This is a genomic window from Winogradskyella sp. PC D3.3 (genome assembly GCF_054366245.1).
The window spans coordinates 2,864,578-2,877,226 of record NZ_CM135962.1; the positions used below are offsets into that span (position 1 = coordinate 2,864,578).

11 protein-coding genes are annotated in these 12,649 nt (G+C 32.7%); 5 read left to right on the plus strand and 6 right to left on the minus strand.

Features of this window, described 5'->3' with window-relative positions; translation table 11 throughout:
* Nucleotides 1-4: 4 nt before the first annotated feature.
* Nucleotides 5-334, minus strand: a complete 330-nt coding sequence (locus ACXGSQ_RS12620; RefSeq protein ID WP_458626514.1) for a translation initiation factor — start codon at nt 332-334, stop codon at nt 5-7.
* A gap of 82 nt (nt 335-416) precedes the next feature.
* Entirely contained in the window at nt 417-1,367 is a 951-nt protein-coding gene (locus ACXGSQ_RS12625; protein ID WP_458626515.1) for an isopenicillin N synthase family dioxygenase, read from the minus strand.
* Between the two features lie 148 nt (nt 1,368-1,515).
* Here ACXGSQ_RS12625 and ACXGSQ_RS12630 point away from each other — a divergent pair, with 148 nt between their 5' ends.
* Nucleotides 1,516-3,516 (plus strand): alpha-ketoacid dehydrogenase subunit alpha/beta, encoded by a 2,001-nt coding sequence (locus tag ACXGSQ_RS12630; protein WP_458626516.1) that lies wholly within the window; start codon nt 1,516-1,518, stop codon nt 3,514-3,516.
* Between the two features lie 65 nt (nt 3,517-3,581).
* On the opposite strand, the gene ACXGSQ_RS12635 is transcribed toward ACXGSQ_RS12630, so the two are convergent.
* Nucleotides 3,582-4,877: a dipeptidase gene (locus ACXGSQ_RS12635; protein WP_458626517.1), complete on the minus strand. Its 1,296-nt coding sequence runs from the start codon at nt 4,875-4,877 to the stop codon at nt 3,582-3,584.
* A gap of 105 nt (nt 4,878-4,982) precedes the next feature.
* On the opposite strand from ACXGSQ_RS12635, the gene ACXGSQ_RS12640 reads away from it, so the two are divergent.
* On the plus strand, nt 4,983-7,301 hold the full coding sequence (locus ACXGSQ_RS12640; protein ID WP_458626518.1) for a T9SS type A sorting domain-containing protein: 2,319 nt from the start codon (nt 4,983-4,985) through the stop codon (nt 7,299-7,301).
* 440 nt (nt 7,302-7,741) lie between these two features.
* A complete protein-coding gene (locus tag ACXGSQ_RS12645) occupies nt 7,742-8,170 on the plus strand; it encodes a 3D domain-containing protein (protein ID WP_458626519.1) in 429 nt (142 codons plus the stop codon).
* Here the strand turns inward: ACXGSQ_RS12645 and ACXGSQ_RS12650 are convergent.
* A complete protein-coding gene (locus ACXGSQ_RS12650; protein WP_458626520.1) occupies nt 8,154-8,720 on the minus strand; it encodes an ExbD/TolR family protein in 567 nt (188 codons plus the stop codon). The genes ACXGSQ_RS12645 and ACXGSQ_RS12650 overlap by 17 nt on opposite strands.
* Nucleotides 8,721-8,857: 137 nt before the next feature.
* On the opposite strand from ACXGSQ_RS12650, the gene ACXGSQ_RS12655 reads away from it, so the two are divergent.
* Both ACXGSQ_RS12655 and ACXGSQ_RS12660 read left to right on the plus strand, forming a co-directional pair.
* Nucleotides 8,858-10,372 (plus strand): DEAD/DEAH box helicase, encoded by a 1,515-nt coding sequence (locus ACXGSQ_RS12655; protein ID WP_458626521.1) that lies wholly within the window; start codon nt 8,858-8,860, stop codon nt 10,370-10,372.
* A 99-nt stretch (nt 10,373-10,471) separates the two neighbouring features.
* The gene (locus ACXGSQ_RS12660; RefSeq protein WP_458626522.1) at nt 10,472-11,206 is read left to right on the plus strand and encodes a hypothetical protein; all 735 of its coding nucleotides are present in this window, start codon (nt 10,472-10,474) and stop codon (nt 11,204-11,206) included.
* On the opposite strand, the gene ACXGSQ_RS12665 is transcribed toward ACXGSQ_RS12660, so the two are convergent.
* Both ACXGSQ_RS12665 and ACXGSQ_RS12670 read right to left on the minus strand, forming a co-directional pair.
* Nucleotides 11,193-11,756 carry a pseudouridine synthase gene (locus tag ACXGSQ_RS12665; protein ID WP_458626523.1) on the minus strand — a complete coding sequence of 188 codons (564 nt, stop codon included), beginning with the start codon at nt 11,754-11,756 and terminating at the stop codon, nt 11,193-11,195. The genes ACXGSQ_RS12660 and ACXGSQ_RS12665 overlap by 14 nt on opposite strands.
* A gap of 2 nt (nt 11,757-11,758) precedes the next feature.
* The gene (locus ACXGSQ_RS12670) at nt 11,759-12,568 is read right to left on the minus strand and encodes a DUF1853 family protein (RefSeq protein WP_458626524.1); all 810 of its coding nucleotides are present in this window, start codon (nt 12,566-12,568) and stop codon (nt 11,759-11,761) included.
* Nucleotides 12,569-12,649: the final 81 nt, after the last annotated feature.

Here is a 12,649-nt window from a genome sequence, read left to right on the forward strand (position 1 = left end):
TAACTTATCCGCCTACGCGTTTTACATTAAATCCTTTTTCTTTTAATATAGCCATAATTTTATCCCTGTAATCTCCTTGGATAATTATTCTATCATCTTTAAAACTACCTCCAACGCTAAGTGTTGTTTTTAGTTCTTTGGCTAATTTTTTAAAATCTTCTGTAGCTCCCGTATACCCTTCAAGAATAGTAATAGGTTTGCCTTTCCTTTTTTCATATTTACAGATTATAGGATCGTCTTGAAGCCATAAATTAGTCTTAGAATCCTCAGCGTTATCTGTAGGTTCTGGAGTATGATCTGGGAATAGATTTTTTAATTGATCTTGTAAGTCCATTTGTTCAATTTACAGTCTCAGTTCTCAGTCTTAGTCAATCATTTACAATAAGTAATTGTGACTGTAACAGATTAACTGAGTACTATTTTTTTATAAGTCCAAGCTCAATTAAACGTTCGTTTAAAAACTCGCCAGCCGTAATATCCTCAAATTGTTTTGGATTATCCGCATCGATACAGCTTTCTAAAACATCTAATTTCATTTCACTAACAGGATGCATAAAAAATGGCATAGAGTAGCGCGATGTGCCCCAAAGTTCTCTTGGCGGATTTATAACACGGTGTATTGTGGATTTTAATTTGTTATTAGAGTGGCGCGATAACATATCTCCTACATTAATCATGAGTTCATCTGGCTCTGCAATAGCATCAATCCATTCTCCATCGTTTCGCTGTACCTGAAGTCCACGACCTTGTGCACCCATTAATAAGGTAATAAGATTAATGTCTCCATGAGCAGCTGCTCTTACTGCGTTTTTAGGTTCTTCAGTAATAGGCGGATAATGAATTGGTCTAAGAATAGAATTTCCATTATGAATATACTGATCAAAATAAGTTTCTTCTAAATTGAGATAAAGTGCTAAAGCACGTAAAACATATTTTGCTGTTTTTTCAAGCATTTGGTAGGTTTGCTTTCCTACCTTATTAAACTGTTCTAGTTCTTTTACTTCAACATTTTCTGGGTATTCTTTGCGTCGTTCTTCATCATCTTCAACGTATTGTCCAAAATGCCAGAATTCTTTTAAATCTCCTTCTTTTTTTCCTTTTGCGCTTTCTTTTCCAAATGACACATAGCCTCGTTGACCTCCAATGCCAGGAATTTCGTAACTTTTTTTAACCTCTAAAGGTAAATTGAAAAATTTTTTAACTTCTTCATATAAATTATCAACTAAGGTATCATCTAAAAAATGGCCTTTTAATGCAACAAAACCTATGTCTTCATAAGCTTTTCCTATATCATTAATAAACTGTTGTTTTCGTTTGGGATCTTCAGAAATGAAATCCTTTAAATCTACACTAGGTATTCTATCCATGGGATTTGTGTTTAATTTTTTGTCAATATACAAATGTAACAATAATAGTGCTAAAAAATTACGTGAGAATTATTGACAATTTAAAGTCTATTATGGATTATTGCATCAATTTTATTTACATTTGAAACATTACAGAAAACAACAATCTATGCCAACAATTGCAAAAAACAACATAGCTTACGATAAACGAAGTTTAAATAATCAAACGTTATTGAAGCTCTACTATAATATGTTAAAGCCTCGACTAATTGAAGAGAAAATGCTCATTCTATTACGTCAAGGAAAAATATCTAAATGGTTCTCGGGAATTGGACAAGAAGCCATTTCCGTAGGTGTAACGATGGCCTTAAAACCAAGTGAATATATTTTGCCAATGCACAGAAATTTAGGTGTATTTACAACACGAGAAATTCCGTTACATCGTTTGTTTTGTCAATGGCAAGGGAAGGCTAGTGGCTTTACGAAAGGAAGAGATCGTTCTTTTCATTTTGGGACTCAAGAATACAATGTAGTAGGTATGATATCGCATTTAGGTCCTCAATTAGGAGTTGCAGATGGAATTGCTTTAGGAAACCTATTAAAGAAAAATGGTAATATAACTGCCGTTTTTTCTGGTGAAGGTGGTACTAGTGAGGGGGATTTTCATGAAGCATTAAACGTGGCTTCCGTGTGGCAATTACCCGTAATTTTTTGTGTTGAGAATAATGGCTATGGACTTTCAACTCCAACAAACGAGCAATATAACTGTAAACATATCGCTGATAGAGGTAAAGGATATGGTATTGAATCATTTATTTTAGATGGTAATAATATTATTGAAACTTATACCAAAGTTCAGAAGTTAGCAGAAAGTATTAGAAAACGACCACGTCCGATTTTAATAGAGTTTAAAACCTTTAGACGAAGAGGACATGAAGAAGCGAGTGGTACAAAATATGTTCCACAAGAATTATTAGATGAATGGGAAGCCAAAGATCCTATAGAAAATTATAGAAGTTTTTTATTTAGTAAAAAGATTCTCACCCAACAAATGGATGAAGCTTATATCAAGGATATTAAATCTGAAATCGATGCCGCTTTAGAGTCGGCTTATGCTGAACCAAATATAATTCCTAGTGAAACAGCGGAATTAAATGACGTTTATAAAGCTTTTAATTATGAAGAGGTTACACCAGGTAAAGAAACAACAGAACTACGTTTAATAGATGCTATTTCTGAAGGCTTAAAACAGTCCATGCAAAAACATAAAGATCTTGTTATTATGGGGCAAGATATCGCAGAATATGGTGGTGTTTTTAAAATTACAGAAGGTTTTGTTGAAGAATTTGGAAAAGACAGAGTTAGAAATACACCAATTTGCGAATCGGCTATTGTTGAAACAGCTATGGGTTTATCCATATCAGGAATTAAATCGGTAGTAGAAATGCAATTTGCAGATTTTGTAACCTCAGGATTTAATCCCGTAGTGAATTATTTAGCAAAATCGCATTATAGATGGGAACAAGAAGCTGATGTTGTGGTAAGAATGCCTTGTGGTGCAGGTGTTGCTGCAGGGCCGTTTCACTCGCAAACCAATGAAGCTTGGTTTACTAAAACACCAGGTTTAAAAGTGGTATATCCTGCATTTCCTTATGATGCCAAAGGCTTATTAGCCACAGCAATAAATGATCCTAATCCCGTGTTATTTTTTGAACATAAAGCGTTGTATCGAAGTATTCGTCAAGAGGTTCCTTCGGATTATTTTACAATTCCATTTGGTGAAGCCGCAGTTTTAAAAGAAGGAGAAGCAGTCACTATAATAACCTATGGCGCAGGAGTACATTGGGCATTAGATACCTTAAAAAAGAATGCTGATATTTCTGCTGATTTAATTGATTTAAGAACTTTACAACCCTTAGATAAAGACACTATTATTAATTCGGTTAAAAAGACCGGACGCGCTATTATTCTCCAAGAAGATTCTCTATTTGGAGGTATTGCTAGTGATCTTTCTGCAATGTTAATGGAAAGCTGTTTTGAATATTTAGATGCGCCTGTAAAACGTGTTGCTAGTATGGAAACACCTATTCCTTTTATTGGTCAGTTAGAAGATCAATATTTAGCCAAAGGAAAGTTTGAAGCAGCCTTAAGAGAATTGTTAAAGTATTAGAATACGAATCACCAATAATAGAAAAGCCAGCAAATTGCTGGCTTTTTTTTTGACATAAAATAGTATTAACTTTTTTTAATTTCTTTTGCTACAGCTTCAACTTCATCTAAAACACGTAATAAATTTCCACTCCATAGCTGTGCTATTTGATCTTCAGTATAACCTCGTTTAACTAATTCTAAAGTCACGTTAAACGTTTCTGAGGCATCAGACCAACCTTCAATGCCACCACCACCATCAAAATCGCTACTTATACCTACATGGTCAATACCTATTTTTTCAACTAAATAATCAATATGATTTACAAAATCTATAACATTTACAGCATCAGGAAAACCTTCTAATTGGCTAATTTTTTCATTGGTAATATCCATCACTGTTTTCCGATTCTCTACAAATTCCGTTTGAGCGTTCTCGTCTAATGTTCTAAACTCGCTCCAGTTGTACCAAGTAATATCTAATGAGTCAATAACATTGTTTCGTATCGCTTCCATAGCTGCATTACGCGCATCATGTTTTTCAGTATTCAAATATGAGCTAAAAGCAACCGTTTGTACAACACCTCCGTTTTCTTTTAGCCACCTTAATTGTTCATCATCTAAATTTCTACTGTGATTACAGAGGGCTCTTGCTGAAGAATGCGATGCTATTATTGGAGCTTTACTTAGTTCTATTATTTGTTTCATGGATTCTTTTGAAGGATGAGACACATCAATCATCATTCCAACACGGTTCATTTCAGCAACCACTTCTTTTCCTAAATCACTTAAACCATTATGAAGCCAAACATCGTCTTCTTCGCCTGTATTACTATCACAAAGTTGACTGTGTCCATTGTGAGACAACGACATATAACGTGCACCAAGGTTGTAGAATTTTTCAACATTGCTAATGTCTAAGCCAATTGGGTAGCCGTTTTCTATGCCTATCATAGCGACTTTTTTTTCTTTGGCATTAATCCGTCTTACATCATCAGAAGTTACAGCGAGCTCTATATCGTTTGGAGCAATGACTTCAACCAATTTATGAATGGCATTAAATTTAGACATGGCATTGTCATAAGCTTTTTTATACCCACTTTCTGTTAATGAGTCTTGTCCTGTATAAACAATAAACCAAGCCACATCTAAGCCTCCCGATTTCATCTTTGGAAGTGTAATTTGTGTATCTAAATCTTGTGTGTAATTTAATGAATCTGTAAAGTTTTTTACATTAATATCACAATGTGTATCCAATGTAATGACCCGTTTATGTATTTCTTTGGCTTTTGTTAAGAGCTTTTCTTCTTCCGTTATTTCTGATTTGCAACTTACTGTAAGTGTTAGAATTAAGCCAAAATAGAGAATTGATTTATTATTCATGATTGGTTTTGTTTTTCTAAAAATAACTAGAAATAAGTCTTAAAACAAAGCGGATTCCATTAAAAATTAATTAAAATCCTTATTTTTAAGCCACAAAAAAATACAATGATGAAATTAAAATTACTTTTTGCATTTGCATGTATGACCCTAATATCTTTTGGGCAACAAATTCCAGATAACATAAAACCACCGAGTTGGAGTCTTAATAATGTCTCTGATTTGGTTGCATTTAAACTTCCTTCATTTGATTTAAAAAAATTACAAGAGGAAGACTCTATTAACGATCAAAATAAATCCATTCCTTGGAGATTTGGTCATGATATCTATGTCGATCACAACTTTAATGATGTTGGAGAATGGACGACTTTAGATAATGGAGATCGGATTTGGAGAATGGCTTACACCTCTAAAGGAGCGTATTCATTAAACTTTATGTTTGATGTATTTAAAATTCCAAATGGAGCAAAACTTTATGTATACAATAAGGAAAAAACAGATTTACTAAGACCATTTACACATCATAACAATAACGCTGAAGAAGTTTTGGGAACGTGGTTGGTAGAAGGAGATTCTGCTTATTTAGAATACTATGAACCCGCTAATGTGGTTGGAGAAGCTAAAATTACAGTAGGATCTGTTGTTCATGGCTATCGTACAGCAGAAAGCTATCAAAAATCTTTAGGAGAATCGGGCGATTGTAATTTTGATGTGGATTGCGATATATCACCTTCACCAGATCCTTATGGCTTAAATGCTGTAAAAGAAAGTATAAAAGCATCAGGTGCCTTAATATTGAGAAATGGAACAGATTGGTGTTCTGGGACATTAATTAATAATACCAACAATGATGGTACACCTTATATGTTAACCGCCAATCATTGTGCTGGAGGAGAAAGTACATGGTCATTTAGATTTAATTGGAGAAGTCCAAACCCGTCTTGTGGGACAACCGCAAATAGTACCAACGGTACATATAACCAAACCGTTAGTGGTGCTACCGTGAGAGCAAATAGCTCAAAATCAGATATGGAATTGGTAGAAATTACAGATTCTAGTTTCTTTGATAATAATTACGATTTAGTTTGGGCTGGTTGGAACAAATCTACAACAGATATACCAGCGATAAGTTTTGGATTTCATCATCCTAGTGGAGACATTCAGAAAGTTTCTAGAAATGATGAAGGAGCAATTAGGTTTACAACAGACTTTAATGGAAATTCTACGGCTCAAATGTGGAGAATTAATGACTGGGAGTTGGGGGTTACGGAAGGTGGATCGTCAGGGTCTGGTTTATTTAATGAGACAGGTCATTTAATAGGGATGCTTTCTGGAGGAAGCGCGGCCTGTTCTGGAACCAATGATAACGGTGGATATGATATCTACGGACGTTTTGGTGTGGCATGGGATTATGGCACTACAGCTTCAACACGACTTAAAGATTGGTTAGACCCAACCGATTCTGGAATTGAAATTTTAGACCAATATCCTCCTCTCCAGACTTATAATATTGATGCAAAAGCAAACGCTGGTACAAGTAATGCTTCAGAAATTTGTGGAGAAGATTTTACTCCTTCAGTTACGCTTGTAAATTCAGGAGATTTACCTTTAACTTCCGTAGATATATCTTATAATATCGATGCAGAGGCTAGTACATTATTAAGCTGGACAGGCAATTTATTAAATGGCGAAAGCATTGTTGTTGCTACTCCAACATATTCTAATTTAGAAGCTGGTAATCATTTGTTTGCTGTAAACGTTTCTAATCCTAATGGAACACAAGATGAAAACACGTCTAATGACACATTTGTATTTAACTTTGAAGTGTCACCAACCTATACAACCTCTTCATTAATATTAAATCTTTTAACGGATGATTATGGCAACGAAACCTCTTGGAATCTTGTAGATAGTGCCGGTACTATTGTAAGTAGTCAACCAATTAATACTTATGGTGATACTCAGTCATATCAAGAAATTATAACCATACCTTCATTTAATGAATGTTATACATTTACTATTTTTGATTCACAGGGTGATGGTATCTGCTGTGGATGGTATGGTGATGGATCTTATACCTTAGAAGATGAAAATGAAAACATAATTATTGTCGGAGGTGATTTTAGTACTTCCGAATCTGTAACTTTCAGTGTTCAAAATCCATTAAGCGTGAATGAGTTTAATCTTGAGAATTTTATTAAAATTTATCCAAATCCGATACAAAATAACTTAACTATAGAATTAACAAATATAAGTGAGGACGTAAGTTATCAGATTTATAATACTTTAGGTCAGCAAATTAGTAAAGGAAATTTGAGCTCTAGTAGCATGCATACTGTAAATATGTCGCAATATGAAAGCGGTATTTATTTTGTAAAAATATCGACAAGCACAAGTTCAATGACTCAAAAACTTATTAAAAAATAAGCCTAAGTTATACATTATAAAAAAGTCAGTTTCTTTAATAGGAAACTGACTTTTTTTTAGATTTAAAATTGAATACATTCAAAGTTAAACTCTAATGGTTTCTAGGTCTTCATCTAAACTATTAGATGTGTTGACGATTTTTGATAAAACTCTCATAATGATTGATTGATTGATTGATTGATTGATTGATTGATTGATTGATTGATTGATTGATTGATGAAATGTTCTGTTTTATCTATAACGTCTTTTTAAATTCCAAGCAAAACTTTTTGATGCTGTTGAAGTTCTAGATAATTGATTGCTGTTTAAAGTTCTCATAATTGTTGTTTTTTAATTGGTTACGCTTAATAGACGACGAAAGTTTATATTTGTTACAGTACTAGGTATAGCATAGTTCAGTTTTAACAAAATTTAACGATTTTAAATGTATATTTATAAGCATGAAAACAAGATTGTATTTGATAATGATAATCGTTATTAGTGTCTATAATTGCAATACAAAGCCAACAGTGTCTACTTGCCCCAAAAAGACATTAAAAGTAACTGCTACAGCTTATAATTCCTTAGCATACCAAACCAATGCAAATCCAAACATTACAGCCTTTGGTGATAGTTTAAAACCTGGATTACGATACATTGCTGTGTCTCGTGACTTATTAGATTCGGGATTAGTACATAACACTAAAGTGAAAATTCAAGGTTTCGATAGTTTATTTATAGTTAAAGACAAAATGAATCGTCGGTATAAAAAACGAATCGACATTTATATGGGCAATGATGTTAAAAAAGCTAAAAAATGGGGCAAAAAGAAACTTAAGATTGAATATTGTATTCAAACAAATGATTCAATTTCTAATTTGAACGGTTGATCATAATTTCAGAAACTAAAAAAGGATAGGCCTTTTGGACATCAATTAATTCATGTTTTGTTAATTGATCTGGTATTTTATTATAAGTAAGTTTAGCGTAACGCATTCTTAAATCATAATACGCTTTTGTGATTTCATCTTGCACCGCAATAAAGTGTTCGTATTTAGTTAATGCGGCATGCTGTAACGAAATAACAGCCACTTTAGGATGATCAGAGGATTCTTTAGATTGATTACCTTCACAATAATCACATTTATCAATGCCATTATTATCGATAAAGGTTTCAACTATAGTTTTGACATCAGCCAATTTAATAATAGTATTTTCAATCATAATGTCTTGAGTCTCGTTCATTGAAATTTGGAGTAAATTTCGTTCGGGAAGGTTAGCGATACAATCAGCTGTGTCGCAAATAGCCGGTAATTTTCGTAAAATGCCTTTGTCTGCAGAAATGGTTGTAGTCACTAAAAAGAAAATTAGTAACAAAAAGGCAATATCTGCCATAGAACCTGCATTAACCGATGCAGAATGTCTTCTAAATGATTTCATAATATATAGATTTAAATGTTAATGATATGTTAATCACAATAACGATACCAATCTTGTGAAATCTTCTTAACAATTCATTCCATAAACCTTAACAATGTGCTATTTTTGCAAAATTAATCAAGTGCTAAATTCAATCTATGTCTTCAGAAATCAGAACTATACAACAAAAAACAAGTGAGAAGAGTCTCTATGATTACCAAATCAAAGATCTCAATCGCATTTTTGATGTAATGCGAGATGAAGCTGAGGACTATAATCTTTTATACCAGTTACCTACGGGCGGAGGAAAAACCGTTATTTTTTCTGAAATTGTAAGACGCTATGTAGAACAACATCAGAAAAAAGTAGTCATACTTACCCATAGAATAGAGCTCTGTAAACAAACCTCTAATGTTTTATCTGGATTTAATGTAAAGAATAAGGTTATTAATAGTAAGGTCAAAACACTTCCAGATCAAGATGAATTTCAGTGTTTTGTAGCCATGGTGGAAACCTTAAATAATCGTTTATCGGATAACGATTTTGAATTAAAAAACATTGGTTTGGTCATTATTGATGAAGCCCATTACAACTCGTTTAGAAAATTATTTAAGTTTTTTGAAAAGTGTTTTATTCTTGGCGTTACGGCAACTCCATTGAGTAGTAATATTAAACTACCAATGAAAGATAATTACAATAAATTAATTGTAGGTGATGACATTTCAACTTTAATAAAAAACGGATTTCTTGCTAACGCAGAGGTATATAATTACGATGTAGGTTTAACATCCCTAAAAATTGGTATTAACGGTGATTATACAGTAAAATCTTCTGAAGCTTTATACACTAATAGCCTGATGCAATCTAAGTTGTTAATGGCCTATGAGGAACTGTCAAAAGGTAAAAAAACGCTAATTTTTAATAATGGAATTTACACGTCTAAAGAAGTGTATTACACCTTTAAAAAGGCTGGTTATAATGTTAGACATTTAGATAACACTGCAAATAAGCAAGATCGTAAAGAAATTTTAAAATGGTTTAAGCATACACCAGATGCCGTATTATCATCAGTAAGTATCTTAACTACAGGATTTGATGAACCTTCAGTAGAATCTATAATTTTGAATAGGGCGACAAGATCATTAACCTTATATTTTCAAATGATAGGTCGTGGAAGTCGAATTTATAAAGATCGAAATTCGTTTCTAGTTATCGATTTAGGAAACAATCAAGCACGTTTTGGTCCTTGGAATCAACCAGTAGATTGGCAGCATATTTTTAAGCATCCCGACTATTATTTAGAAAATATCGTTGATGATGATTTGCTAGAACGTGATTTCGTTTATAAAATGCCAGATTCATTAAAGGTAAAGTTTAAAAAGTCTTTTACATTAAATTTTGATGTCAAAGCGGAATATAAGGATGTAGTTAATTCTGGAAAAAAATCATTCACAGTTATTGAGCGATCGATTGCACAGCATTCACAAATATGTATTGACAATAGTGAAGATGTTTATGAAGCGCGAGAACTCATTAAAGATCTTCAGGATGAAATTGCTTATAGAATTAAACAATATTGTTACTGCATTATGAATAGTACTCAGAATTATAAAGACTGGCTATTTGAAGAGTATAATAGAAAGTTAAGAATTAGCTTTAATGGTAAGTTTTAACTTTTTTTTGTAAAGATTTCTATTTTTATACCTTTAATTTGAGATAGGTATAGTTTTTGTAACCTACTAATCAAACACTAAAACAACACTATTATTCTTGTGAAAACCATTAATATCATAGCATTTATCCTCTGCATATTTTGTAGCACCACGGTTTTTGCCCAAGTTATTAAGGATAAAGAAAATAAATCTATTCGTATTCCTGCGGAAATATCAAAAAAGAAAACCGATTCTGCCTTAGTAAAAGTTAAGGTGGCTCCAATTCTAAAAAAAGAAGAAGAAAAATCGAGTGGTAGTTCTAAGGAGGGCGAAGAAAAATTTGTGTTTAGAGAAACAGAAAAACCATTTTCCATGACGGAAAATGACGGTTTAAAAAGTCCAAGTGAAATTTTTGAAAAACGATGGAAGAAAGAAGCTGTAAAAGGTGGCATTATAAGAACAATGTCCGATCAGTTTCTAGGAGAACATCGTGTAGATACTAAATTTGTAAACATTGTTTGTAGAGATCATCAATATCCTGATGGTGATCGTGTTCAAATTTTATTGAATGGGAGCATTGTAAAACATAACTTGTTACTTACCAGTAATTATAGACGTGTAGAAGTTAACTTAGTAGAAGGAAAAAATACGGTAGATATTGTGGCTTTAAATCAAGGTGAATCGGGACCGAATACAGCTGAATTTGTAGTCTACGATGATAAAGGCAATGTCATTTCTTCAAAAGAATGGAACCTTCTCACAGGTGTAAAAGCCACTATTGTTTTTCAAAATGAAAAGGTAACTATTACCGAAAAAACAGATAAACCAACAGAAGAAGCTTCTAATAACGAATAGGAAGCACCTCTGCAGGTTGCATTGCTCCTAATTCGTAATCACCAATCCTAACTCTAACTAATCTTAGTGTCGGCAAGCCGACTTTAGCAGTCATTTTTCGCACTTGTCTAAATTTACCTTCGGTTATAGTAATAGATAGCCACGATGTAATGCCATGACGCTCATCTCGCACAAAACGTTCAAAAATATGGGAGGTATCTTTTAAAATTTTAGCTTCACATGGCTTTGTTGTATATGGTTTTCCTTCTACTGAAATTTCAATACCCTTTTTTAATTCTAAAATAATTTTGGGTGTAATGATACCATCAACCATTACATGATATTCCTTTTCTATAGCAGAACTTGTAATGTAGTTACTAAATTTACCATCTGTAGTAAGCATTAATAAACCTTCCGACTTTTCATCCAATCGGCCCACAGCCATTGTTTCTTCAGGAAAATGATGAAGTTCTCCTAAAAGCTTTTTGGATTTGCGCTTATTCTGGTGATTTACAAATTGACTTAAATAACCATAAGGTTTATATAATTTAAAATAGCTGTGCTCTTTCATGGTTACCAAAAGGTTATAAAATATTTTACAAGTTTAGTTTCATTATATTTTATCCAAACTAAAGGTGAGCGTTCAGAATCAACGTCCTCTTTAATTTGTATTTTAATCGTATTATAGTCCACCCATTTTACAGCATTATGAGGTGTTATTAGCCAATCTAATTTCTGAGGTTTATAAAATTTAAGATGCCTAAAAATAGACATATCTTCAAAAGGAATATAGCATCCGCTGATACAATTTGCGTTTAAAGGCTCGGTACCAATTGTAGAAGATGTATGTGGTAAAAACAATTGCGCTTTAAAACACAGTTTTTGAGAAACCGCTATAGGATTGATATTATAGGCTGTGAGTAGAGGAGTGGCTTCTTCTTTTAAAAGTAGTGGGAACTGCTTATTTTTTAGCTTTTCTAATTTATAACAGAGTGTATCTTTTCTATTAGGTCCAATCCAATAGGCGAGAGGATCTGTATAGGTTTTCAATGTATCATATAAGTAGAATTTATATACAACTTCGAGATGAATTGGTTGTTTATTCTGATAATAAAGTGCATCGAGTTCGCCAATGGTTTGTTTACCTTGTTGTATTTGTAAATTTTCAACAATCCATTTCACGGATGGCTTTTGTTGGAGTTGATAAAACACAAATTCTTCAACCAATTTTCCTAAACGTTTATTTTTAAATTCTATATTGGTAGTTAAGGTCTCAAATTCTGAACTGAGTTCAATATTATCAATATTTTCTAAATAGCTCGTTTTAAATAGAGAAGGTGTCTTAATATAACCCTTATAACGTAATAATGTACTTTTATCCATCGCACATTAAAAGTATAAATAAATTAGATAAAGCTATCTTTCTCTGTGATTTTATTAATGTTTATTTTTTCTGTTTAACTG